Origin of the sequence: Empedobacter sp. UBA3475, from assembly GCF_002378465.1 — a bacterium.
In the GTDB taxonomy this organism is placed as follows: Bacteria; Bacteroidota; Bacteroidia; order Flavobacteriales; family Weeksellaceae; genus Empedobacter; species Empedobacter falsenii_B.
In genome coordinates this window covers 175775-202013 of record NZ_DFRA01000009.1, presented here as the reverse complement: position 1 = coordinate 202013, position 26239 = coordinate 175775, and the positions used below count along the sequence as shown (strand labels likewise).

The following is a 26239-nucleotide window of genomic DNA, read 5'->3' as shown; positions in this document are numbered from 1 at the left end:
ATTTAATATCTTTGCTTCAATTGAAAAGTAAACCATAATCACATGATACACTCTATTATTACAGGTGTTGGGCATTATGTTCCCGAAAGAGTTGTTACAAACTTTGATTTAGCTGAAGTGATGGATACCAATGACGAATGGATTCAGGAACGTACAGGGATTGTCGAAAGAAGACATATCGAGCCAGGTTCTAAGATTTCGTCTACAGATTTGGGAGTTATTGCGGCTAAAAATGCGTTAGAAGATGCAGGAATCACTGCTCAAGATATTGATTTTATATTATTTGCGACTTTATCTCCCGATTATTATTTTCCTGGAAATGGTGTATTGGTGCAAAAAGAGTTAGGTTGTCGTACAATTGGGGCAATGGATATTCGTAACCAGTGTTCTGGCTTTGTATATGCGTTATCAACGGCTGATGCTTTTATAAAAGCAGGAGTTTACAAAAATATTTTGGTGATTGGAGCAGAAGTGCACTCATTCGGATTGGATATGTCGGATGAAGGTCGTGGCGTTTCAGTAATTTTTGGAGATGGAGCAGGAGCAGTAATTGTTTCGGCAACGGAAGAAGAAGGACGTGGAATTTTATCGACTAATTTACATTCTGAAGGTGAATTTGCCGAAGAATTAGCAGTTACTTTCCCTGGAACAAAAACAGGTTGGTCAGACGAATTATTGAAAGAAGGTAATACGTTAACTAAAAAAGAGATTTATCCATATATGAATGGGAACTATGTTTTCAAGCATGCGGTAACTCGTTTTCCAGAATCAATTATCGAAGCTTTATCGACTGCGAATAAAAAGCCAGAAGATTTAGATTTATTTATTCCACATCAGGCGAATTTGCGTATTTCTCAATTTGTACAAAAACAATTGGGATTACCAGATGAGAAAGTTTATAACAATATTATGCGTTACGGAAATACTACGGCAGCATCTATTCCTATTGCATTGAGTGAAGCAAAACAAGAAGGTAAAATCAAAAAAGGTGACTTAGTAATGATGACTGCTTTTGGAGCAGGATTTACATGGGGCTCTGTTTTGATGAACTGGTAAGTAAGTTTGAATTTAGATTTACAAATTTAGAATATAAAAAAAACCTTCACTTTTTAGTGAGGGTTTTTTGGTTATATTTGATTGATTTAAAAAATTATTAATGAAATATTTATTGATTCTCATAATTGGTTTAATGAGTTGTTCGCAACATAAAATATCAAAAAATGTAAAGGATCAAGATTATATCTTTTTTCTCCATAATAAATATTTAGAAACGCATAACGATGGAGATTATGATACAGTCTATAAAACTAAAATTGAGTATTCTAAAGTTTTGAATTCATTCAAGAAAGACGGTTTTATTGTGATTAGTGAGAAAAGAAAGCCGAAAACAGACGGAATAAAATATGCAAAAAAGGTTGTTAAGCAAATTGATAGTTTGATTAATACAGGTGTTAAACCTAATCATATTACGGTTGTAGGAACTTCGAAAGGTGGTTACATTGCGCAATATGTATCAACTTTTAAAAATAATCCTCAAATCAACTATGTATTTATTGGTTCGTTTCAAGAAAGTGATTTAGAAGAAATGCCTGATATAAAATTTTCTGGAAATGTTTTAACCATTTACGAGAAGTCTGATGCATTTGGCGTTTCAGCTATAAAACGTAAAGAAAATTCAACCAATAAAATCAATCATTTCAAAGAAATTGAATTAAATAATGGCTTAAAGCATGGTTTTCTTTATAAAGCTCTTGATGAATGGATTGAACCAAGTAAAAAATGGGCGAGGAGAAATTATGATTTTAAATAAATGATTCATTTATAATTTTTCCTAAAAATCACTCGAACTGACAATTTTTATTCAATCTGTACAAGAAATATCTTATACAAAAAAAGGTTAGACTCTAAAAAAAATAGAATCTAACCCAAGTTTATTTTGTTACTTAAATACTATAAGAAATGGTGATATTAAGATTTCCTTACTTCAATTTTTTAGCAACATACATTTTTTCTGCTAATTGAACAGCTTTGTACGCATCAACAACACCGCCTGTTACAGAAATATCTGTTAAAGCAGGATTTTTGTTGACAGATTCTAACAATATTTGTTTGATATCTGTTGCAGTTAATTTAGGATAATGTGCCCAAACCAAAGCCGCAACTCCTGCTACAACTGGAGAAGCCATAGAAGTTCCGCTTTCATTTTTGTATTCCCCATCTTTATTAGGAACAGTAGAATATATTTCATTTCCTGGCGCAAAAACATCTACAGACTTTTTACCAAAATTAGAAAAACTTGCTCTTAAATTGTCATTATCCATTGTATTTGCTCCAACTGTAATTACGTTTTTAGAAACTTCTACACCTTTGTCGTCATAAACGGTAGGGAAGTGAATTTCGTCATCAATATTTACGTTTTCATTTCCTGCAGCTTTAATCAATAAAAGACCTTTTTTCTCAGCATATTTAAATGCATCCCAAACAATTTGTTTATCAGGAGAATAAGCTTTTCCAAAAGACATATTTAAGATTTTTGCTCCATTATCTGCTGCATAACGAATGGCATTCGCAACATCTTTATCACGTTCGTCTCCATTTGGAACTGTACGAACTGACATGATTTTTACATAACCATTTCCAGCGATTCCATCCATTCCAATTCCGTTACCAGATTTTGCTGCAATAATTCCAGAAACGTGTGTTCCGTGCATAGAATCAGGGCCATCTACATCATTATTTCCGTAAAAACGTTCTGATTTATCAGCATAATTATCACCAACAATTGGACGAGGATCTAATTCTGTATTCAAGTTAATTTCAACTTGTTCTTTGTAGTATTTTGTTCCTTCTGAAATTTCATTTCCAACTTCTGTTAAGAAATCTTTCATTGATTTTCCTTCCCAAGCTTCTTTCGGAACCATACCAAAAATAATCATCCCTTGTTGTGCTTCTTTAGAAACAGGTTTAAAAGACATCATATTTTTTTCATTCAACTCTTTTTCGCCCCATTCTTTAATCAAAGCAGGAAATGCAACTGAGAAAATATCATTCATCTGCACATATTGCGCTGCATTTTGTTTTGCTTCGGCTAATTTATTTTCGAACTCAGGTTTTATTTTTTGATATTCTTCCAATTCTTTTGGGAATTTTGTTTTGTTAGAAGCTGCATCTTTACTTTTTTCGAATAAATCGCGGTATTTTACAAAAAGACGTGTTAACTCTAATGTATCTCCATCAACATTTTTACCATCTTTTCCTCCAATAAAATTCCAACCATGAATATCATCAACATAACCATTCTTGTCATCATCAATTCCATTTCCAGCAATTTCTTTGGTGTTTGTCCAAATATTATCTTTTAAATCTGGGTGAGTAATCTCAACTCCAGAATCTAAAACACCAACAATTAACTGTGAAGGTTTACGTTTTTTTGATTCTAAAAATTGTAAAGCTTTTTGAGTATTTACACCATAAACACCACTTTCTTCTAAAGATTCGTGTTGCCAATATTTTTGATCAACTTTAGGCAATGGTAGAGCAGTTGTCGTTTCTTGTGCGAACGATGCCACACCAACAAACATGGCAACTGATATACTTAATAAGAATTTTTTCATAATTGATTTATCTATATGTCGAGAAACAACCGAAATTGTTACATCTAAAATTATCTCGAGTTTAAACGCAAAAAAGGCTCCAAAATTTGAAGCCTTTTTATAATGTTGTGTTAAATTTAAAATTATTTCAATTTACGTTGTTTGTAAATTTCTTCAGCTTTTTGTACAGCTTTGTAAGAATCTACAACACCTCCAGCAACAGAAATCTCTTTTAATTGCTCATTTTTATTAACTGTTTCCATTAAGATATTACGAATATCTTCTGCAGTTAATTTTGGATAATGTGACCAAACCAACGCTGCAACACCAGCAACAGCAGGTGAAGCCATAGAAGTTCCGTTTAAGAAACGATATTGATCAACCCCTGGATATGTTGCATAAATCTCTTGTCCTGGTCCAAAAACATCTACCGATTTTTTACCATAGTTAGAGAAACGAGCTTTTAAAGCATTTGGATCTTTAGTAGAAGCACCAACCGTAAGAACAGATTTAGAAACAACATTTCCATTTCTAAAATTAGTTGGATAATGTACATGAACATCAATATCTTCGTTGCTATTTCCAGCCGCTTTAACGATTAAAACACCTTTATCAGAAGCATATTTGAACGCATCCCAAACTAAATCTGCATCAGGAGAATAAGGTTTTCCGAAAGACATATTCAAGATTTTTGCTCCATTGTCAACTGCGTAGTAAATTGCATTTGCAACATCTTTATCGCGTTCGTCTCCATTTGGAACTGTACGAACCGACATAATTTTTACATTATTTCCTCCAGTCGTTCCTTCAGAACCGATATTATTTCCTCTTACAGCACCGATAATTCCAGCAACGTGAGTTCCGTGAGAAGATTCAGGTCCGTTAGAATCACTGTTTCCATAAAAACGCTCTTTTTTATCATTTGGATTGTCAACATCTTTACGATCAACCAAATCTAAATTTAAGTGAGAAGATAAAGCATCTCCCTTCGCAGCACGACGAGCAGCTCCTAAATAGGTATTCGAAACTTCTTTCATCGTTTTCCCAACCCATTGCTCTTCTTTCAATTCACCAAAAATCCATAAAGCTTCTAAGATTTGAGAATCTGTTGGTTGGTAATTTTTTAAAATATCTTTAGTTAATTTAGTATCTCCAAATTCAAGAACCATTTTATTTACACCACCTTCAACAGCATTCAATTTAGATTGAGCAACTTGTTGGTTATATTTTGCTTTTCCTACAGCGCTTAAATATTCTTTTTCAATTTTTTGAAATTCAGCATATTCAGTAGGATTTTTTACAATAGCTTCATGATTTTTCTTTTGATCGAAAGTTGCGTATTTAGATGATAAAGCTTTGTAAACACGTGTTAATTCAGTGGTATCATCATTGTAATTGATTCCTTTTGCTGTTCCTAAAAAAGACCATCCATGTACGTCATCAATGTAACCATTTTTGTCATCATCGATTCCGTTTCCTGGAATTTCTTTTGGATTTGACCACATATTTGCTTTCAAATCTTCGTGAAAATTTTCAACACCGCTGTCCAAAACTCCTACAATAATTGTATTTGCTTTTCTTTTGTTGTCTTTTAAGAATTGTAAAGCTTGATCAGTATTTACACCATAAACACCTGTTTGTTCTACACCTGCATGATACCATTTTTCTTTTGGTACTTCTGTTGTTTGTGCTTGAACAAACCCTAATGTAAAGGCAAATCCTAAAGCAATAAATAATTTTCTCATGTTGTTATTTTATTAAGTTTTTTAAATATACTGCGGCACTTGGTCCTTCGCTAAAAAGTAAATCTAAGATACTCAAACCTTCTATAAACTCAAATTTATCATCAAAAACTTGTGCATATTCTGGTAGGTTATACTGAGGTGCTTTTTTAGCAGAAAATTGATTTCTGAAATCATTTTCAGGATTCAGATCTTGATAGGTTTCAGTTTTAGAAATCTCCAAATCTAAGCTTAATTTCTTGTTGATGAAATCAATTGTTTTTAGATTAAAATCTAAAAGAAATTTCTCTTTTTGTTCTAAAATTGGAATAATTTCATCTTCATAATATTCAAAATATGGAGAACTTTGATAAGCTGACTTTAAAGATTTGATGTGTTCTTTTTGCCAATCATATTCATAAGAAGGTTGCAAATCTTTGAACAAACGTGTTCCGTTGTGTAAAATTGGAATATTCAACATTAATTTACCATTTGCACCCAAAATATACATGCGGTTACGGTAAGTTTGCTTTTGAAAATTTTCTTGAACTTCGATATCCAAAGTTTGGCTTTTTACCATTTCTGCATAGTAATCAATCGGTCCAAAATAAAAAGCTGCAAACGTATTTTTCATTCTATTATTTTATATGGAAATGTGCATTACAAGTAGCTTATAATGCACATTTATAGTGTTGTTAATTTTATAATTTAGAGGATTTTAATCGCTCTTTTTATTAATATTTGTTCTTCTTTTTCTCTTTACGAGCTTTTACAATATCATATCCAATCCAACCAATTAAGGCAATTAGAACATAAATTCCGTAAGAAGTTTTGTCAGGATTATCATTATTAATTGATGTAAAGAAACGATTCCAAATAAATTTTTTAGGAGCAGCAGGCTCGAACATTCCGTTCATATTTGCCCAAATCATAATAGGACGACCAATAATATGATCTTCTCCAACATAACCAAAGAAACGTGCATCTAATGATTGATTTCTGTTATCACCAACCATAAAATAGTAATTTTGTTTGATTTCGTATTTATCTGTTTTTTGATCATTGATAAATACATCAAACTTACCGTTTGTAGAATCAACTCTTAATGTATTGTTTTCATAGCGACGAATAATGTTAATATATTGCGCTAAAGTCTCTTTGTTAACATCAACTACATCACCTTTTTTCGGAATGTATAAAGGTCCGTATTGATCAGGATTCCAGTTTTTGTTTACTGGAAAAATAGTGTTTGTACTATCAATTTTTCCATTTACAATATGTTCCGTTTTTTCACCTACAGGTTGTAAAATAGGTTCAACAGAAACTACATTTGCATTAGATTTCATTGCTGTAACATGAGCATCAGTCAAAGCTGCAAATTGATAAATAAATGTTCCGTCGCTTTGTTTTGCAGCATTATAATCTGTACTTATGATTCCAAAATTATCGTATAATAATTTATCACTGAAAGGAGTTTTTACAACAACTGTATAAGCATGCTGAACTTGTGCATCTTTTTTCGGAATGAATTTTTTATCGTTTACATATAAAACTCCATTACGAATCTGTACAGTTTCTCCTGGTAAACCAACTAAACGTTTTACATAAGCATCTTTACGATCGATCGCATTGTAAATAGAATCTGTAGGATAGTTGAAGACAACAATGTCGTTCGATTTTAAATCTCTCCAACCTGGAATACGCATATAAGGTAGGCGTGCTTTGTCGATAAAACCATCACGGTAAATAAATTCTGAGAATGGAATTCCGATTGGTGTCATAGGAACACGCGCTCCGTGACTTACTTTTTCTACAAATAAAGCATCACCAATTTTGATTGTATTTTCCATCGATCCTGTTGGAACAATCATTGGTTGAATAAACCAGTTATGAACCAAAGTTGCTAAAACAAGGGCAAAAATTAAGGAAGAAACAAATGTTGGTTTGCGTTTTTCTGGACCTAAATATTTTGGATTATCAGAATAATTAACCGCAAAAATGTATAAACCTAAAGTCAAAACCATAATGACTTTGTCTTTTGTTTCAATTTTTCCGTAAGAATCTCCTAAATCAACAAAGAATACTAACCAAAAAATAGGACCAACAATTGGCAAATAAAATAGAATAATCCACCATTTTGGACGATGAATAATTTCTAAACCTTTCCAGATATTTAGAAAAGGAATATAAGCTTGAATTGCTTGCTTTCCAGCATTTTTATATAATTTCCAAGTTGCAGCTCCAAAGATTATATTGGCAATAATAAAACCAATTAACCAGTAAATTAGTACATGCATAAGTTTTTGATATTTAGTATTTTAATTTAGTTCAGTTCAAGTACATCTTTCATTGTGAAAACACCTTGTTTATTCCAAATCCATTCCGCAGCAATCACGGCACCTAAGGCAAAACCTTTGCGAGAATGCGCCGTATGAGAAATCTCAATAGTATCTACATCAGAGTTATATTGTACGATATGTGTTCCGGGAACATCTTCGATTCTTTTTGCTTCAACTGGAATAATGTCTTTTGCTTTTTCGTCCATCGACCAAGAATTATATGTTGAATTGTCAATAATTCCTTCTGCAATTGTAATCGCTGTTCCAGAAGGTGCATCAAGCTTTTGTGTATGATGAATTTCTTCTAGATTAATTTGGTATTCGTTACGATATTTATTCATCATTCGAGCTAAAATAGAATTTAATTCGAAGAATAAATTAACGCCCAAACTAAAGTTAGAAGCATATAAAAAAGCGGTGTTATTTGAAATTGCTAAATGATTAATTTCTTCTTGTTTATCTAACCATCCTGTTGTTCCACAAATTGTTGCGATTTTATTTTCAAGTAATACTTTAAGGTTGTCGTAAGCGAATTCTGGTCTCGAAAATTCTATTGCAACTTCAACATTATTTAATTCTTCCGCAAGTGGAGTACGAGATATTTTAAGTACAACTTCGTGTCCGCGTTGAATTAAAATTTCTTCAATGGCTTTTCCCATTTTTCCGTATCCTATTAATGCAATTTTCATCTGTAATTTCTAAAATTTTAAGTTAAATGCCAATCCTAAAACTGGCTCTAATGTCATTTCATCTTGAATGACTGTTGGTTTGAATGACATTTCTGTGTCATTACGAACTGTGAATAAATGCGCATCTACTGTTGCATCTACAATATTTAATAAATAAGCTAATGCAGTTAAAGCGACACTATAATCGCGTTTTCGTTTGTAATCATCTTGAATAACTGCCAATTGCTCTGCAGATAAAATTCCTGTGAATTCGTTTGGTGTTCCTTCTCTTACCGCAATATAAGCTTTTCGGTATTTTTTGTACAAATTATTGTAATAAATCGTAAAACCTGTTCCTGTACCTACTAAACCAAGCGCAATAGGTGCTTTTAACCATTTTTTGTTATACAATTGTCCTGCACCAGGTAAGATAGCCGAATACAAAGAGGCTCTAATTGGACTTTTTTCCATCAAAACTTCTTTAGTTACGCTCATCGTATCATTTACAATAACATTATTTTCGACAACTACTAAAGAGTCAGTTTTAACTTGACCAAAAGCAAACGTCGATGAAATCGTTAATCCAAGTAAGAATGCTTTAATTTTCATTTAAGAATTTTCTTAATCGTTCAAACTCATCATCAGAAGTAAAATTCAAAATGATTTTACCTTTTCCATTATTTGCACGTTTTATTTCAACTTTTGTATTCAATGAATTTGAAATAGAACTTAATGCTTCCTTGTACTGAGAAGGCAATTCATTTGTTGCTTTTTTCTCAGGTTTTCCTTCTTTTATCGATTTGATTAAACGTTCTGTATCACGAACAGATAAATTGTTTTTGACAATTTTTTCGTAAATATCAAATTGTAAATCAGTATCATCAATAGCCATCAAAGCACGGCCATGTCCCATTGAAATCATTCCGTCACGAATTCCTGTTTGGATAATCGGATCTAATTTCAATAAACGCAAATAATTGGTAATAGACGTTCTGTCTTTTCCAACACGTTTACTTAATTCTTCTTGCGTTAACTTGATTTCATCAATCAATTGTTGGTAAGAAAGTGCAATTTCGATCGCATCTAAATCTTGACGCTGAATATTTTCGACTAATGCCATTTCCAGCATTTCTTGGTCATTTGCTAAACGCACATAAGCCGGAATTGTTTTTTTACCAGCTAATTGCGAAGCGCGAAAACGTCTTTCACCAGAAATCAATTCATATTCACCTGTTGGTTTTTTACGAATCGTAATTGGTTGAATAACGCCTAATGTTTGAATAGACGAAACCAATTCCTCTAAAGCTTTTTTATCGAAATTCGTTCGTGGTTGCCAAGGATTCGCGGTGATTTTTTCTAAATCTATTTCCAAAATATTTCCAACCAATTTTTTAGCACCTTCATCTTGTGCAGTTTTTACAGTTGGTTCATCCTTTAATAGAGCAGATAATCCACGTCCCAAGCGATTATTTTTATTTGGCTTTGCCATTTTATTTAAACTGTATCGTTGTTGTTAATTAAAAATTCACGCGCTAAATTTAAGTAATTTTCTGCACCTTTACTTGCTGCGTCGTACTGAATAATTGTTTCGCCAAAACTTGGTGCTTCTGACAAACGTACATTTCGAGTAATAATTGTTTTGAAAACCATTTGCGGAAAATGATTGTTCACTTCGTCTAAAACCTGATTAGAAAGGCGTAAGCGAGAATCATACATCGTTAACAATAAACCTTCGATATCCAGTTCCTTGTTGTGATGTTGTTGAATTCCTTTTATCGTATTTAATAATTTACCTAAACCTTCTAACGCAAAATATTCGCACTGAATAGGAATAATCACAGAATCAGCAGCTGTAAGCGCGTTCAAAGTAATCAAGCCAAGTGAAGGCGCGCAATCTATAATAATATAATCATATTGATCTTTGATTTCTGACAACGCGTTTTTTAACATGTATTCGCGGTTCTCGTAATCTACAATCTCAATCTCGGCAGCAACTAAATCTAAATGAGCAGGCATCAAGTCTAGGTTTGGCGATTCTGATTGTAAAATAGCTTTGCTTGCAAGTACTTCATTTTCCAATACTTCATAGGTTCCTGCTTCGATTTCATCCAAATCAAAACCCAAACCAGATGTTGCATTTGCTTGCGGATCTGCGTCAATTAATAAAACTTTTTTCTCTAAAACACCTAATGAAGCGGCAAGGTTTAACGAAGTTGTCGTTTTACCAACACCACCTTTTTGGTTAGCAATAGCAATAATTTTACCCATAATTTACGTTCAAAACGATTTCAAAAATACAATATTTAACCTTGCTAAACCTTAAAGAAAAAATAAATTTTTGAATAATTGTTGAATATTTGTTTTACATCATAAAACATCAGTTCTGTAAAGCTAAATTTTAATATTATTTTATCTTTTTAACAGAATTAAAAAACTTATATTTGCGACAAGTATTTTTATAATTTTTTTAATAAAAAAAGTTGATGAGTTTTAACCTTTTATTCGAAAGCGTTGAGAATAGAAAGAGCTTTAACGCAGTAGTTTTAATGAATAGAAACGAATTTAAGAATTATTCTTTCCCCTTATTGCTTCGCAATGTATATTATGCGATACGTCTGTAATACCCTAATTTTTTTGCAAAATTTTTAGAATTATTAAACACACGTAACATTTATAAAGCATAATGAAAACTAAATACATAGATTTAATCACGCAATCATTTGACTTTCCACAAGATGAATTTGAATTAGATGGAGAGTACTTAAAATTTAATGGAATTGACCTAAAAGCTTTGGTCGAAGAACATGGAACACCATTAAAATTCACATATTTGCCTAAAATTTCGCAAAACATTCAGAAAGCGAAAGGTTGGTTCGAAAAAGCGCGTGAAGAGTTAAACTATGAGGGAACTTACAATTATTGTTATTGTACAAAAAGTTCTCACTTTCGTCACATTTTAGGTGAAGCATTAAAAAACGATATTCACATTGAGACATCTTCTGCATTTGACATTAATATTGTCGAAAATTTGATTGGAGAAGGTTTGATTACAGACGATCAATATGTTGTTTGTAACGGTTTCAAGCGTGAGGAATATGTAGAAAATATTGCTCGTTTGGTAAATAGCGGACATCGTAAAACGATTACAGTAATTGACAATTACGAGGAAGTTGATTTGTTTTCTGAGGCAATTGAAGGTGATTTTGAAATCGGAATTCGTATTGCATCGGAAGAAGAACCAAAATTTGAATTTTATACTTCTCGTTTAGGAATTGGTTACAAGGATATTGTTCCTTTTTATCAGACAATGGTAAAACCTAATGAACGCATTAAATTGAAAATGCTTCATTTCTTTATTAATACAGGAATTAAAGACAATTCGTATTATTGGAATGAGTTGACAAAATGTTTGAGAGTTTATGTAAACCTTAAAAAAGTTTGTCCAGAATTAGATAGTTTGAATATTGGTGGTGGATTCCCAATCAAAAATTCGTTGAATTTCGAATATGATTACGAATACATGGCGAAAGAAATCTTGTTGCAAATTAAAATGATTTGTGATGAAGAAGGAATTGCTGTTCCAAATATTTTTACAGAATTTGGTTCGTTTACAGTAGGAGAAAGTGGAGGAGTAGTCTACAAAATTCTTTATCAAAAGAAACAAAATGATAAAGAGTATTGGGATATGATCGATTCTTCTTTTATGACAACTTTGCCAGATGCTTGGGCAATTTCGAAACGATTTGTAATGTTGCCAATTAACCGTTGGTACGATAAGTATGAACGTGTATTATTAGGAGGTTTAACATGTGATTCTGACGATTATTACAATTCAGAACAGCATGTAAATGCCATTTATCTTCCGAAATATGATCAAGCAAAACCATTGTATATCGGTTTCTTTAATACAGGAGCTTACCAAGATAATATTAGTGGTTTTGGTGGAATTAATCACTGTTTAATTCCTCAGCCCAAATATATTTTGATTGACGAAAATTATGAAGCAAAAGTATATTCAGAAGAACAAACGCATCAAGATGTGTTGAATACATTAGGATATAAATAATTAGAATTTTTAATAAAATATAAAACAAATAAAATGAGTAAAGGACCAATCAGTCAGTTTATAGAACATAACTATAGACACTTTAATGCAGCTGCTTTAGTTGACGCTGCAAAAGGATATGAGCAACACTTGTTAGAAGGTGGTAAAATGTTAATTTCTTTGGGTGGAGCAATGTCTACTGCTGAATTAGGAATTTCATTAGCGGAAATGATTCGCCAAGATAAAGTGCACATCATTTCTTGTACAGGAGCAAATTTAGAAGAAGACGTAATGAATTTAGTTGCGCATTCTCACTATAAAAGAATTCCAAATTACCGTGATTTAACACCAGAGCAAGAGCGCGAATTGTTAGATACACACTTCAACCGTGTTACAGATACTTGTATTCCAGAAGAGGAGGCTTTTCGTCGTTTACAAGAGCATTTAGAGAATGTTTGGCATGCAGCAGAAGAAAAAGGTGAGCGTTATTTACCACACGAATTTTTATACCAAGTTGTAAATTCTGGAGTTTTAGAGCAATACTACGAAATTGATCCGAAAGATTCTTGGATTGTTGCTGCTGCTGAGAAAAATTTACCTATCGTTTGTCCAGGTTGGGAAGACTCTACAACAGGAAACATTTTTGCGTCTAACGTAATCAAAGGAAATTTAAAAGCGTCTACAGTAAAATCTGGAATTGAGTACATGATTTACTTAACAGAGTGGTATCGTGCTAATTCTGATGGTAAAGGTGTAGGTTTCTTCCAAATTGCTGGTGGTATCTCTGGAGATTTCCCAATTTGTGTTGTTCCAATGATGTACCAAGATTTAGAGTGGACAGATGTTCCTTTCTGGGCGTATTTCTGTCAAATTTCTGATTCTACAACATCTTACGGATCTTATTCTGGAGCAGTTCCAAATGAGAAAATTACATGGGGTAAATTAGATGTTGATACACCAAAATATATGATAGAATCTGATGCGACTATTGTTGCTCCATTGATTTTCAACTATATTTTAGGAAACTAATCAATAGAATATATTAAGCATAAAAAAACCACTTCGATTGAAGTGGTTTTTTTGTTATATATCGTTCCGATAATTAATCTTTCATTGCTTCACCAGCTTTTCTATGCGTAAATTTTCCATAGATATGTCTTCTTGCAAAACGGCTTGGAGAATCAGAATTTACCATTTTGATGTACGTATTTTTAGGAACGCCAAAATACTCGTAATGATTTCCATCTAAATGTTCTACTTTCAAAATTTGTTCATCCATATAAAAATCATGAATGTTAGATTTTGCAGTTGTAATCGTATATTCTTCTTTGTTTTTTTCGTGCGTTTCAGGATTAATACTTACTAAAAAGTGGTATGCTTCGATCACAACTTTACTTTTTTCTTCAGCTTCTATTTTGCCTGCTTCGTCGTTGATAAATTTATCAGGATGCGCATCTTTCATCGTGTTTCTGTAAATTGTTTTCAACTCTTTTAGAGTTACATTTTTATCAACTCCAAGTAATTTTCTGTGTTCTACAACGCTTTTCATAATTATAATCCTTTTTTCGGAGTGCAAAAGTACGGATTATAAATCACGAAATACGTTTAATATCCATAAGTTTCGTTAAGGTTATGATAAATAATTTTCTTTTTGTTGAGAATTTGATATTCAATTCCAATACTATCCTTGTTTATAGAAATCAGTTTAGCTTGCTGAATAGGTTCGTTTTCGTATTCATATAGCTTTGGATCATCAGAATTAATATTTAATGTTTCAGAAACAATATCACTATAATCTGGTCTCGCGATATTGTTTGATTTTTCTAAAATAGGAAATTTAGATTCAGAATTATAGATATAAGCACGTTTCATTGCCATAACTTTTTTCGTAACTACTATTTTATATTCATCGTTTACTTTAATGGTTTGAATTGTATTCATATTGAATAAAAAACTAACGATAGATAGAAACGGAATTGCCATTGGTAAAATGCTTAATCCAACTAAAGCAAAAAGCAAAAAGCAAAAATCCATAAATTTTGATATAGATAATTTCCCAAAATTTAATAATGATATAAAAGGTGAAAATAATCCAAGTCCAAGCAAGAATTTGATAGGTATATTCTCCTTTTAAATTCAACCCCATAAGGTTTAAACTCAATAAAAATAAAATGAGAAGAACTGAAGAAATGATGTAGATTTTGAGTGATTTTGACATTTAGGTTATGATTTATTTATTCGAATATACATTATTTATATGATTTAATCGTTTTGTGTAAAATGAATTATCTCGAATATTTTTGTAATTTTAAGCAAGCTAACAACAAACAAAATAAGTATGAAATTGAAAGACGTTCCTGAATTGAAAAATTCTATTTTAGATCTTCCTTCAAAAGAAAAAGATAAACTTCTTTTGCGTCTTATCAATAAAGATGAAACTTTAGTAGAACATTTGCATTTTCAATTATTAGAGAATGAAAATGATTTGCAAGATCGTGTAAAAAATATTTATGAAAAGATTGATTTTCAGTTTGAAAAGTCTCATCACTTAATTAATCAGATTAACATAAATAGAAGTCATCGTCAATTGTTGTTGACGTTAAAAACATTGAGTGGAATTGTGAACTATCATGTTCAAATTACGAAAGATAAAGTGTCAGAATTTGAATTGAGAAAATATATCATTCAAGAATCTTTTAGTCGTTATCCTTATCTTTTTGAAACTTATACAACAGGAGATAATGCAGAAAAATTATACAATTATCAACATGGCAGATTGAAATTGATTTTTTCTATTTTTGAAAAATTTCATGAAGATTTAAAATTCGATTATTTAAACGATGTTGATGAAATTAATATTTTTTTAACAAAAACTCCTATAAATTTTAAGTCTTAATAGTTCTTTTAAACAAAAGTTTGCTTATGAAATATTTTGTGAAATAATAATTAAATTTACTATAATTGACTTATTATTAATTGGTTTGGTCTATTTTTGTTAGTCTTAAAAATAGTGAATTAACAAATTATTAATTTAATTAATTGTTAAACATCGAAAAAAGTATAGTTAGTTCTGTGTAAACAGAACTAACTATTTTATATTTGCATGGTTTTGTAGATTATACAATTATGAATATAAAAAATCAAGCATGTAATTTGGATCTTTTTTGCAGCTATAGTGCTTTTTTGGAGAGAACTTATGGTTTTCCTCCATTGACGGCTAAGTTGCAAGCATACATGATTTTAGAATCAGATGAGGAGGGATTTACTTTCGAAGAACTTCTTGAGATTTTTAATGTTAGTAAAAGTTCCTTATCAAACTCTATTAACTACTTACTATCGATGAAACATATCGAATACATAAATAAAATTAACTCTAGAAAAAGATATTTTAGATTAAATTTTAATTATTTGACAGAGAAATTAGATTTTTTATATGAAATGATTTCTCAAGATATAGGTTATACAAATCGAATAAAAGAACATAAACTAGAGAATTTTACGCTTTCTAAAAATGTTGAAAATAGGGTAGTTGATATCTATTTGGAACATCTTAATCAAACAAAAGTGATATTAGACGAGACAATACAAAAAATAAATAAAATTCAACTAGAAAATAAGTAAAAGTAATATGAAAAACGTTAACGTTATAATGGTTGGTGCTTTGGCAATAGCTTTGAGTTCTTGTGGAAAGAAAGACAATGCTGCTGCTCAACAAGCACAAGGTCCAACGCCTTATCCGGTGGTTGATGTGCCAACGAAAGTGGTAACGAGTTATGATGAATACCCTGCAAATATTCAAGGTATTGTAAATAATGATGTTCGTGCAAAAATACAAGGATATATTACAGAAGTTTATGTTGATGAAGGTCAATATGTACAAGCTGGTCAACCTTTGTTCAAATTAGAGACAAATGTTTTAACTCAGAATGCGGATGCTTTGAAATCAGGTGTTGGTGCAGCGCAAGCTAATGTAAAAGCGGCTCAGGCTAATGTAAGTGCAGCGCAGGCGGCAGTGCAAGCAGCTCAAGTAGAGGTGAACAAATTAACTCCTTTAGTACAAAAAAACATTATTAGTAATGTACAATTAGAAACTGCAAAAGCTAATCTAGCAAAAGCGCAAGCGAGTTATAATCAAGCTGTAGCTGCTAAGTCTCAAGCGCAGGCTGGTGTTACTCAAGCGCAAGCAAGTTACAAAGGAGCTCAAGCAAATGTAGATTATTCTGTTGTTAGAGCACCTATTAGTGGAGTGGTTGGTTCTATTAATTCTCGTCAAGGGACATTAGTTGGTCCTACGGATCAAACTCCAATTACTACAGTTTCAAATACAAGTAGAGTATATGCTTATTTCTCTATGAATGAGAAAGAGTATTTAAACTTTATTTCTAAATCTGAAGGATCAACTTTAAAAGATAAATTAAACAAAATTCCAGCAGTTGAATTAGTATTAGCTAATGGAGATGTTTATCCTGAGAAAGGTAAAATACAAACTGTAACTGGTCAAATTAATCCAACAACAGGGACAATTGATTTCCGTGTTACGTTCAATAATGAGGCTAAGCTTTTGGCAAATGGTAACTCAGGGCGTATTCGTGTTCCAAAAACTTATGTTGATGTATTGGTTGTGCCAGAGGCTGCAACGTTTGAACAACAAGGTATGACTTATGTTTACAAAGTAACAAAAGATACAGCTTACGCAACGCCAATTACTGTAGTAGAAAGAGCGAATAATATGGCAGTTGTAAAAGACGGAGTGAAAAAAGGTGATAAAGTTGTTGCACAAGGTGTAGGAAAACTACGTGATAAAACAGCTGTTAAACCAACTCCAGCAAACTTTGATCAAATCGTAGAATCTACAAAAACGGTATTCTAAATTGTAAATAGATATGTTAAAAAAGTTTATTGAAAGACCCGTATTATCTACGGTAATTTCTATCCTTATATTGATATTGGGTATACTGGGGCTTATATCGCTTCCGGTAACACAATATCCAGATATTGCACCCTCTACTGTAAAAATTTCTGCTTCATATCCCGGAGCGAATGCAAAGACAGTAATGGAGTCTGTAATTATCCCGATAGAGGAACAGGTGAATGGGGTTGAAGGAATGGATTATATTTCTTCTACTGCCTCTAATAACGGTTCTGCTTCTATTGATGTTGTATTTAAACCAGGTGTAGATGGAGATATCGCACAGGTAAACGTACAAAACCGTGTGGCACGTGCTACACCATTATTACCTTCGGAGGTAACTCGTTCAGGGGTTGTGACACAAAAACAACAGACATCAGCATTGATGTTTGCTTCGTTTAGTTCAACAAACCCCAAATACGATGAGATTTATCTTCAAAATTATTTGAACATCAATATTATTCCAGCCTTAAAACGTGTAAACGGTGTAGGGGATGCAACTGTGTTTGGTGCGATGACTTATTCTATGCGTATTTGGTTAGATCCTTCTCGTATGGCAAGTTATGGTTTAGTTCCTTCTGAAGTTTCTGCAGCTTTATCTCAAGAATCTCTTGAAGCTGCTGCTGGTTCGTTAGGAGAAAACTCTGGACAGTCATTCCAATATACAATTACATATTCTGGACGATACAAGACAGAAGATCAATATCGTAATATTGTTATTAAATCTTTACCAAACGGACAGGTTCTAAGATTAAAAGATGTAGCAAATGTAGAATTTGGTGCTCAATCTTATGCAGGACGTTCTGCAATGGATGGGGATCCTTCTGCTGTATTTGCTGTTTATCAAACACCAGGATCTAATGCACAAGAAATTATTGTAAACTTGAGAGCTGAGTTAGAAAAAGCTTCTAAATTATTACCAGAAGGAGTTTCTTACACTATTTTAATGGATACAAATACATTCTTAGATGCGTCTATTTCTAAAGTTGTTCACACAATGATAGAAGCGTTTATCTTAGTATTTATTGTTGTATATATTTTCTTACAAGATTTCCGTTCTACATTAGTACCATTGATTGCGGTACCAGTGTCTATTATTGGTACATTCTTTTTCCTTAATTTGGCAGGATTCTCGTTAAACTTATTAACGTTATTTGCCTTAGTACTCGCCATTGGTATTGTGGTAGATGATGCCATTGTTGTGGTGGAAGCCGTGCATGCTCGAATGGAGTCTCATCACGAAGCTCCTATGGATGCAACAAAAAATGCGATGGATGAAATTTCTGGAGCAATCGTTTCGATTACATTAGTAATGTGTGCGGTGTTCGTACCAGTAACATTTATCTCAGGACCAACCGGAGTATTCTACAAACAATTTGGTATTACTTTAATTGTTGCCATTTTAATTTCGGCATTAAATGCCTTGACATTATCTCCAGCATTGTGTGCTTTATTCTTAAAACCACATCAAGAAGGAGAGCAAAAACGTAACTTTATTCAGCGATTCTTTGATGCTTTCAATGCTTCATTTGATCGTATGACACATAAATATGGTAATTCATTCAAATTTTTAATTAAACACAAATGGATTTCATTCTTATTGATTATTGTAAGTGGTTTAGGAATTTGGGGTGTTGGAAAGATGATGCCAACAGGTTTCGTACCAACTGAAGATAATGGGTTTATTATTGGTAATATCGAGTTACCAGCGGGTGCTTCTATGGACCGTGTATATGAAGTTGAAAAAGAATTCCAGAAAAAAATTGAAAAAATTCCTGGATTAGATAAAGCAACAATTATCTCGGGTAACTCTATTATTTCTGGAGCTGGTTCTAACTATGGTATGATGTTCATTAAATTGAAGCCATTCGAAGAACGTACAACAGATGCTTTATCAGTACAATCAATCATTGGACAATTATTTGGTGCTGCAGCTCAAATTCCTGATGCTCAAATGATTTTCTTCCAACCACCATCAATTCCAGGTTTTGGTATGTCTTCTGGTTTCGAGTTGAAATTATTAGATAAAACAGGTGGAGATATTGCTGATTTTGATAAAGTTGCAAAGGAATATATTGGTGCTTTAATGCAACGTCCAGAAATTATGTATGCTCAAACATCTTTAAACACAGGTTTTCCTCAATACGAAATCGATGTTAATATTGAAAGAGCAAAACAATCTGGTGTTTCAGTAAGTTCTATTTTCTCAACTTTACAAGGATATATTGGAGGATTATATGCAGCTGACTTTACACGTTTTGGTAAACAATACCGTGTGTACATTCAAGCTTCACCAGATGATCGTATCAATGAAACAAGCTTAAATAAAATGTTCGTGAAAACGGATGCAGGTTCAATGACACCAGTTTCACAATTTGTGACTTTAAAACGTGTGTATGGTCCTAACTCTGTTAACCGTTTCAACTTATTTACATCAGCTAATATTACAGGAGCAGTAAAACCAGGATTCTCTACAGGTGATGCGATTACAGCAATTAATCAAGTTTCTGAACAAACATTATCTACTTCTTATAGTACTGACTTTACAGGTCTTACTCGTGAGGAGATTAATTCAGGTTCTCAAACAGCAATGATTTTTGCTTTATGTATCGTATTCGTGTACTTTATCTTATCTGCACAATATGAATCTTATGTTTTACCATTCGCAGTATTATTATCTGTTCCTTGTGGTATGATGGGGGCGTATTTATCTCAATGGTTAGCTGGATTAGAAAATAATATCTATTTCCAAATTGCCTTAATCATGTTGGTTGGGTTACTCGCTAAAAATGCCATTTTGATTGTAGAGTTCGCTTTACAAAGACGTGTACACGGAATGTCAATTGTTCAGGCAGCTATAGATGGAGCTAAAGCTCGTTTACGTCCAATTTTGATGACATCTTTTGCCTTTATTTTAGGATTAATGCCATTAGTATTTGCAACAGGTGTATCATCTGCTGGTAACCGTTCTGTAGCTACTGGAGCAGCATTTGGTTTATTGGTAGGTACAATTTTAGGTTTATTTGTTATTCCAGTATTGTTTGTTGTTTTCCAAACATTACAAGAAAAAGTTAAACCAGTTAAATTTGATCGTCCACAAGAAGAAATTGAACATAATAATTCAATCTAAAAATGAAAAAGTACAGAATATTTAATATTACTTTAATCGCAGCTGGATTGTTTGCTGTTCAGTCTTGTTTCGTAGCAAAAGATTATCATCGTCCTGAAGCTGTTGTAAATGAAGCAAATTTCAGAACAGATGTTATTGCAAAAGACAGTGCAAGTGTTGCAACTGTTTCTTGGAAACAAATTTTTACAGACACTCAATTACAAGCTTTGATTAATCAAGGTTTACAAAATAATTTAGATATACGTTCAGCACTGCAAAATATTGCAGTTGCTGAGGCGTATGCTAAACAAGGTAAAGCAGGTTATTTACCAACTTTATCTGTAGGTCCGAAATATACGTTTACAGAAAACTCTCGTAATACTCAATTTGGTGCATTGATGTCAAAACGTGCACAAAGTCAATACGAAGTTTCAGGGAACTTAAGTTGGGAAGCAGATATTTGGGGTAAAATTAGAAGTAATCAACGTGCATCTGCAGCAACTTATTTGCAAACTGTAGAAGCACACAAAGCGGTAAAAACGCAAATTGTTGCATCTATTGCAAATGCATATTACAACTTATTGGCTTTAGATGAGCAAAAAAGAATTTTAGATAAAACTTTAATCAACCGCGAGCAAAGTTTAGAAACAACGAAAGCTTTGAAAGAAGCTGGGAATGTAACAGAAGTTGCAGTTAACCAAACAGAAGCGCAATTGTTCAATGTGAAATCATTATTGGTTGACGTTGAAAATGGAATTAAGATGAATGAAAATGTGATGAGTATTTTGTTAGGAACAAATCCTCAATCTATTAATCGTACAAACTTAGCTTCTCAAAAAATTGACGAAAAATTATCTGTTGGTGTTCCAGCTCAATTATTAGAAAATCGTCCTGATATCAAAGCTGCAGAGTTTGGATTGATGAACGCTTTTGAGAATGTTAACGTTGCGAATGCAAGTTTTTATCCTTCTCTTTCTATTACTGCAACAGGTGGTGTACAAGGAATTGATATTGATAAATTATTTAGTGCGCAATCTTTATTTGCAACGGTGATCGGTAGCTTAACTCAACCTTTGTTACAACAACGTAAATTGCGTACGCAAAAAGAAGTTGCTTTAGCAAATCAAGAAAATGCTTTGATTAATTATAAAAGCAAAATCTTAAATGCAAGTAAAGAGGTTTCTGATGCGTTATACACATACGATGCAGCAACGAAGAAAGCTGAATATAAACAAAAAGAATATCAATTATTCAATCAAGCAATTACCTATTCTGAAGAATTGTTAAACTACGGTATGGCAAACTATTTAGAAGTAATTACAGCAAGAGACAATGGGTTGAATGCTGAATTGAATGTTGTTGATGCGAAATTATCATCTTTATCATCAATGGTCGAATTATATCGCGCTGTTGGAGGTGGATGGCAATAAGCAATTCTAATCTTAAGAAAAAAACCTCTCAAATATTTGAGAGGTTTTTTTATACTTCTATTTCTCTAAAACTTCGCAATGAATAATATTGTGAGAAGTTCCTACAAATTCTATTAACCAATTTTCAGTAGTTTCTTCAATTCGATTTTCATCTTTCCAAATTAGATAATCAAATGAAATTGGAATCGAAACAAATTTACTTTTTGGATGAGAAGCAAGTTCACTCAAATCTTCTTCAATTTTTTGTTCCATTTCAAATAAATCTTTTGGTTTTGATTTATGAAAACTATAATAATCAATCGCGATTAATTCTAATATAATTTTGTCGTTTGTAAATGTTTGCGCAAAATCGTAAATCGTTTGAAAAACATCGTTCAAGGTATGTTTGTGAAACAAATGATGCTGCTCAAAATATTGTCCTAATCCCATCAAATAATCGAAAATAGAATACTTTTGACTAATATATTTCAGCGTTTCTGGCGTTCTTGGTTTGTTCCAATAAATCTCCAGAGCATTTTCTAAAGCAGTAATATTTTCTAAATCATTTTCACTTAAAAAATCACTTTTTATAATTTGATAAGGCGGCATTGGATCAAAATGGTAACCATAGTTTTCATATTTTTGACGAACTGGAGTCCCTTTCAGAAATTTCAGAAAACCTAATTGCAATTCTGGTGGATATAGTTTAAAGGTTTCTTCGAAACTAAATTTCAAATCATCAATATATTCCAAAGGTAAACCAACAATTAAATCTAAATGCATCTCAATACGATCTTTCAATTGATTGATAACATTTGACGTTTTTTCAAAATTTTGCTTGCGCGAAACTTCTCGATTACTTTGTTGATTAACGGTTTGAATTCCGATTTCGAAACGGAAAAGATTTTTTGGAACATTTTCGTTGATGAATTTTATAATATCAGGATGAACAATATCTGCTGTAATCTCGAACTGAAAAACATTTCCTTCACGATAATGATCCAAAATAAATTGAAACAATTCGATCGTAAAATCACGTTTTATATTAAATGTTCGATCCAAAAACTTAATTGTTTTTCCATGCTTCATCAAATACAACAAATTTTCTTTAATGGTTTCCATCGGCAAATAGCGCATTTTATTGTCTAAACTTGCTAAACAAAACTCACATTTATAAGGACATCCACGAGAAGTTTCGATGTAACAAACCTTCTTTTCCAAATCCGCTGGATTATCGTATTGATAAGGATTTCGACCTTTTAATCGATTAATATCAAATTGAATATTTTGTGCATTGAAAACAACTTTGTTCTCTTTTTTGTAAACTAAATTCGGTACATTTTCTATTGCGGGATAATTTGCTGCAAATTCCTCGAACGGAATTTCTCCTTCACCTACAATGATATAGTCGATATAATCATTTGCAATCACATCATCATATTCGTAACTAACTTCTGGTCCACCCAACAAAATTTTAGTTTCAGGAGAAATTTGTTTGATTCGTTTACAAACTTCTAACGTCTGCGTAATATTCCAAATGTAGCAACTAAAACAGATAATATTGTATTTAACGCATTTTTCTGCAACTTCATCAAAGTCAGATTTAATCGTAAATTCTTTCCAAAAAATATTTCCATGATGATGATTTAAATCGTACAAAATACGAATTGCCAAATTGAGGTGAATATATTTTGCGTTTAAAGTCGTTAATAAAATTGATGATTGCATAATTTGTAATTGATTTGCAAAAATAATAATTAAAAACCTATCGCTGTACCGCCCAAAGAAAAACTTGTTTTGTTATATTTTGTAGGCGTTTTTTTCTTTTTCACTTTGATTGAAAAAATAACAGGTTCTAATGGTAATTCGTTCTTTGTTTCAAATTCACTAATTTTCATGACTTTGTCTAAACCTTTTGTAATTTCTCCAAAAACTGTAAAATCATGATCTAAACGAGGCTGTCCGCCATTTTTTAAATATTCAGCGCGTTGTTCTGCTGTAAATTTGATTCCTTTTTTAGTTTCCAAATCATCTAATTCTTTCGCTGTAATTTTTTTTCCTACAACAAAATAAATTTGATTGTAATAAGAAGCTTTTTCTTTATTTCCATCTCGACCAGCACCTAAAGCTCCCATTTTATGAAAAGCTTTCGGATTAAATTCTGGCGCTAAACGAATCGGTTTTTGCTCTGGATGTTCGGCTTCTCGCGCCAAAATAGGATCATCTAATTCGCCTCCTTGAATGACGAAATCTTTCACAACTCTGTTAAATTGTGCATTTGTATAAGTTCCTTTATTAATCTCACTCAAAATCAAATCGCGATGTTTGGGAGTGAAATCATATAACATTACATCAAATTTTCCGTAATTAGTTTTGAATTTTAAAGTATAGGTTTGCGCAGAAACAAAACTCGAAATTGAAAATCCAATTCCGAGAGCAATATTTTTTAATAATCGATGATTCATTGTAAATTTTCTTGTTCTAAAGATAACAACAAATATAGAAATCTGAATGATTTTAAGCTAAATTCATAATCATAATTAAACTTCCAACACCAATAATTACCCATAAAATAATCGCCATTAATAACGGTTTGTAGCCGATATTTTTCATCATTTTGAATGATAAACTTGTGCCGATTAAGAATAATGTAAGCGTAAGAGCAGCTTTAGATAGATCGATAATAATTGGACTAAATTGATGGACAAAAGGTACATAGGTATTCACACAAATAGCGATTAAAAATAGACCAATAAACCACGGAATATTAATTTTTGATGTGTTGTTTTTGAAAAACAATAAGGTTAAAAACGATAATGGAATAATCCAAAGTGCGCGAGCTAATTTCACTGTTGTAGCGATTTGTAAAGCTTCTTCTCCGTATTTACTTGCTGCTCCAACGACAGAACTTGTGTCGTGAATTGCGATAGCGCACCATAAACCAAATTCGTGTTGAGATAAGTTGAATAAATGTCCAAGCGGTGGGAAAATCAATAATGCAATTGAGTTTAATGTGAAAACTACTGCTAAAGCAACCGAAATTTGATTGGGTTTTGCTTTTGTAATTGGCGCGATTGCAGCGATTGCACTTCCTCCGCAAATTGCTGTTCCAGCGGAAATTAGGTAGCCTGTAGCTTTTTCAATTTTGAAGAGTTTGGTAAATAAAAATCCTAAAATCATCAACGTAGAAATACTTACAACGGTGAATACAATTCCTTCTTTTCCTGCTTGTATAGCCGAAAAAATATTCATTCCGAATCCTAAACCTACCACAGCAACTTTCAGTAAAGTGTTTGATACTTTTCGTGATTGTACTTCGTATGGATTTCCAAATATTTGCGCAACAACAAATCCTAAAACTAATGCGATAGGAGAGCTTATAAAAGGCATTAAACATAGAAATGCACAAATTAAAAAGATAACTTTTTGTGTAGTGAATTGTTGAAATAAGCCTTTTTCTGAATGTATAATTTTCATGATTTGAATAATTTTATGGTACAAATTTCTTGTACTTATTATTCAAAAAGAAATGATAAAAAGTAATCTATTATTACTTTAAGTTATAACTATTGCAAAAATTAATAAACAAATTCACCAATTTAGATTGATCACCTTCTGGAATGATAAAATTGAAATTACGTTCTATCACAAGGTTTTTAATGTCAATAATAGTTAAAGTTTGATTTTTAAGTTCTTGTAAAATAGATTGAATTGATAAAAACGCTAAAGCATCAGAATGTAACACATACGATTTTATACTTTCTGTACTTCCCAATTGAATTTCGATATTGAGTTCATTTAGCTTTATATTTTTCGATTTTAAAGCTAAATCAATGGTTTCTAAAGTTCCAGAACCAGGTTCCCGAAAAACCAACGGAATGTTCTTTAAATCATCTAATTTGATATTATTTTTGGTAAAAATAGAATGATTTTGACGAGAAACTAACACAATTTCATCTTTCATAAACGGAAAATAATGAAACGTTCTATTTTTGATTTGAGCTTCAATTAAACCGACATCGATTTTATGATTTCCTAATAATTCTTCAATTCTTTCCGAATTTTGAATCACCAAACTCAATTGAATTTCAGGAAATCTTTTTCGAAATTCTGCCAAAATAGGAGGTAATACATATTGCGCAATTGTCGTACTTGCACCTAAACGTAAAATTCCTTTTTGTTTTTCTTGTAATTGCCCAATTTCAAATTCCATTTTTTGATAAACAGAAAAAATTTCTTCTGTATATTTTAATAGAATTTCACCAGCTTTGGTCAATTTTATTTTCGTCCCATTTCGTTCAAATAACTTAATGTTAAGATTTAATTCAATTTCTTTAATGTGTTTTGTAACAGCTGGTTGTGTTATGTTTAATTCGTTTGCTGCTTTCGTGAAATTCAATCGTTTAGCAACCGTATCAAAAACTTTTAATCTAAAATCGAACATAA

At 32.0% G+C, this 26239-nt stretch carries 23 protein-coding genes; 9 read left to right on the top strand and 14 right to left on the bottom strand.

Annotated elements, in window-relative coordinates:
- Positions 1 to 42 precede the first annotated feature (42 nt).
- Positions 43 to 1056, top strand: coding sequence for a beta-ketoacyl-ACP synthase III (locus B3I31_RS02905; protein WP_286494918.1), 1014 nt, complete (start codon positions 43 to 45; stop codon positions 1054 to 1056).
- A 100-nt stretch (positions 1057 to 1156) separates the two neighbouring features.
- Positions 1157 to 1810: a dienelactone hydrolase family protein gene (locus tag B3I31_RS02900; protein ID WP_219033984.1), complete on the top strand. Its 654-nt coding sequence runs from the start codon at positions 1157 to 1159 to the stop codon at positions 1808 to 1810.
- Between the two features lie 169 nt (positions 1811 to 1979).
- Here B3I31_RS02900 and B3I31_RS02895 read toward each other — a convergent pair whose 3' ends face one another.
- The 8 genes from B3I31_RS02895 to B3I31_RS02860 all read right to left on the bottom strand — a co-directional run bounded on the left by B3I31_RS02895 (position 1980) and on the right by B3I31_RS02860 (position 10589).
- Positions 1980 to 3614, bottom strand: coding sequence for a S8 family peptidase (locus B3I31_RS02895; RefSeq protein ID WP_219033983.1), 1635 nt, complete (start codon positions 3612 to 3614; stop codon positions 1980 to 1982).
- A gap of 122 nt (positions 3615 to 3736) precedes the next feature.
- Complete coding sequence (locus B3I31_RS02890) at positions 3737 to 5338, bottom strand: S8 family serine peptidase (protein ID WP_286494915.1); 1602 nt, start codon at positions 5336 to 5338, stop codon at positions 3737 to 3739.
- A gap of 4 nt (positions 5339 to 5342) precedes the next feature.
- A complete protein-coding gene (locus tag B3I31_RS02885; protein ID WP_180904454.1) occupies positions 5343 to 5948 on the bottom strand; it encodes a WbqC family protein in 606 nt (201 codons plus the stop codon).
- Positions 5949 to 6048: 100 nt separating this feature from the next.
- The gene (gene lepB, locus B3I31_RS02880) at positions 6049 to 7611 is read right to left on the bottom strand and encodes a signal peptidase I (protein ID WP_219033981.1); all 1563 of its coding nucleotides are present in this window, start codon (positions 7609 to 7611) and stop codon (positions 6049 to 6051) included.
- A gap of 26 nt (positions 7612 to 7637) precedes the next feature.
- Positions 7638 to 8342, bottom strand: a complete 705-nt coding sequence (gene dapB, locus B3I31_RS02875; RefSeq protein WP_115000386.1) for a 4-hydroxy-tetrahydrodipicolinate reductase — start codon at positions 8340 to 8342, stop codon at positions 7638 to 7640.
- 9 nt (positions 8343 to 8351) lie between these two features.
- Positions 8352 to 8930: a DUF5683 domain-containing protein gene (locus tag B3I31_RS02870; RefSeq protein ID WP_291059986.1), complete on the bottom strand. Its 579-nt coding sequence runs from the start codon at positions 8928 to 8930 to the stop codon at positions 8352 to 8354.
- Positions 8920 to 9810, bottom strand: a complete 891-nt coding sequence (locus tag B3I31_RS02865) for a ParB/RepB/Spo0J family partition protein (RefSeq protein ID WP_038330580.1) — start codon at positions 9808 to 9810, stop codon at positions 8920 to 8922. The genes B3I31_RS02870 and B3I31_RS02865 overlap by 11 nt, the downstream gene beginning before the upstream one ends.
- Positions 9811 to 9815: 5 nt before the next feature.
- Positions 9816 to 10589 carry a ParA family protein gene (locus tag B3I31_RS02860; protein ID WP_038330582.1) on the bottom strand — a complete coding sequence of 258 codons (774 nt, stop codon included), beginning with the start codon at positions 10587 to 10589 and terminating at the stop codon, positions 9816 to 9818.
- Positions 10590 to 11004: 415 nt separating this feature from the next.
- Here B3I31_RS02860 and B3I31_RS02855 point away from each other — a divergent pair, with 415 nt between their 5' ends.
- Positions 11005 to 12387 carry a decarboxylase gene (locus tag B3I31_RS02855; RefSeq protein ID WP_038330584.1) on the top strand — a complete coding sequence of 461 codons (1383 nt, stop codon included), beginning with the start codon at positions 11005 to 11007 and terminating at the stop codon, positions 12385 to 12387.
- Positions 12388 to 12420: 33 nt separating this feature from the next.
- Positions 12421 to 13395, top strand: a complete 975-nt coding sequence (locus tag B3I31_RS02850; RefSeq protein WP_219033979.1) for a deoxyhypusine synthase family protein — start codon at positions 12421 to 12423, stop codon at positions 13393 to 13395.
- Positions 13396 to 13468: 73 nt separating this feature from the next.
- Here B3I31_RS02850 and B3I31_RS02845 read toward each other — a convergent pair whose 3' ends face one another.
- Together B3I31_RS02845 and B3I31_RS02840 are read right to left on the bottom strand one after the other, a co-directional pair.
- Complete coding sequence (locus B3I31_RS02845; RefSeq protein WP_038330588.1) at positions 13469 to 13915, bottom strand: KTSC domain-containing protein; 447 nt, start codon at positions 13913 to 13915, stop codon at positions 13469 to 13471.
- A 56-nt stretch (positions 13916 to 13971) separates the two neighbouring features.
- Complete coding sequence (locus tag B3I31_RS02840) at positions 13972 to 14400, bottom strand: hypothetical protein (protein ID WP_291059983.1); 429 nt, start codon at positions 14398 to 14400, stop codon at positions 13972 to 13974.
- A gap of 304 nt (positions 14401 to 14704) precedes the next feature.
- On the opposite strand from B3I31_RS02840, the gene B3I31_RS02835 reads away from it, so the two are divergent.
- The 5 genes from B3I31_RS02835 to B3I31_RS02815 all read left to right on the top strand — a co-directional run bounded on the left by B3I31_RS02835 (position 14705) and on the right by B3I31_RS02815 (position 21814).
- The gene (locus B3I31_RS02835; protein ID WP_291059981.1) at positions 14705 to 15262 is read left to right on the top strand and encodes a hypothetical protein; all 558 of its coding nucleotides are present in this window, start codon (positions 14705 to 14707) and stop codon (positions 15260 to 15262) included.
- Positions 15263 to 15492: 230 nt separating this feature from the next.
- Positions 15493 to 15987, top strand: coding sequence for a GbsR/MarR family transcriptional regulator (locus B3I31_RS02830; protein ID WP_291087466.1), 495 nt, complete (start codon positions 15493 to 15495; stop codon positions 15985 to 15987).
- 7 nt (positions 15988 to 15994) lie between these two features.
- Positions 15995 to 17236, top strand: coding sequence for an efflux RND transporter periplasmic adaptor subunit (locus B3I31_RS02825; RefSeq protein ID WP_219033975.1), 1242 nt, complete (start codon positions 15995 to 15997; stop codon positions 17234 to 17236).
- A gap of 13 nt (positions 17237 to 17249) precedes the next feature.
- Positions 17250 to 20405: an efflux RND transporter permease subunit gene (locus tag B3I31_RS02820; protein ID WP_291048550.1), complete on the top strand. Its 3156-nt coding sequence runs from the start codon at positions 17250 to 17252 to the stop codon at positions 20403 to 20405.
- A gap of 2 nt (positions 20406 to 20407) precedes the next feature.
- The gene (locus B3I31_RS02815; RefSeq protein WP_291059976.1) at positions 20408 to 21814 is read left to right on the top strand and encodes an efflux transporter outer membrane subunit; all 1407 of its coding nucleotides are present in this window, start codon (positions 20408 to 20410) and stop codon (positions 21812 to 21814) included.
- A 57-nt stretch (positions 21815 to 21871) separates the two neighbouring features.
- Here the strand turns inward: B3I31_RS02815 and B3I31_RS02810 are convergent, their stop codons facing one another.
- From B3I31_RS02810 to B3I31_RS02795, 4 genes are all read right to left on the bottom strand, one after another.
- Positions 21872 to 23521: a B12-binding domain-containing radical SAM protein gene (locus tag B3I31_RS02810; RefSeq protein ID WP_219033972.1), complete on the bottom strand. Its 1650-nt coding sequence runs from the start codon at positions 23519 to 23521 to the stop codon at positions 21872 to 21874.
- Between the two features lie 29 nt (positions 23522 to 23550).
- The gene (locus tag B3I31_RS02805) at positions 23551 to 24258 is read right to left on the bottom strand and encodes a peptidylprolyl isomerase (protein ID WP_291059974.1); all 708 of its coding nucleotides are present in this window, start codon (positions 24256 to 24258) and stop codon (positions 23551 to 23553) included.
- A gap of 52 nt (positions 24259 to 24310) precedes the next feature.
- The gene (locus B3I31_RS02800) at positions 24311 to 25270 is read right to left on the bottom strand and encodes a YeiH family protein (RefSeq protein WP_115000367.1); all 960 of its coding nucleotides are present in this window, start codon (positions 25268 to 25270) and stop codon (positions 24311 to 24313) included.
- Positions 25271 to 25343: 73 nt separating this feature from the next.
- Entirely contained in the window at positions 25344 to 26237 is an 894-nt protein-coding gene (locus tag B3I31_RS02795) for a LysR family transcriptional regulator (RefSeq protein ID WP_219033970.1), read from the bottom strand.
- Between the last annotated feature and the right edge of the window lie 2 nt (positions 26238 to 26239).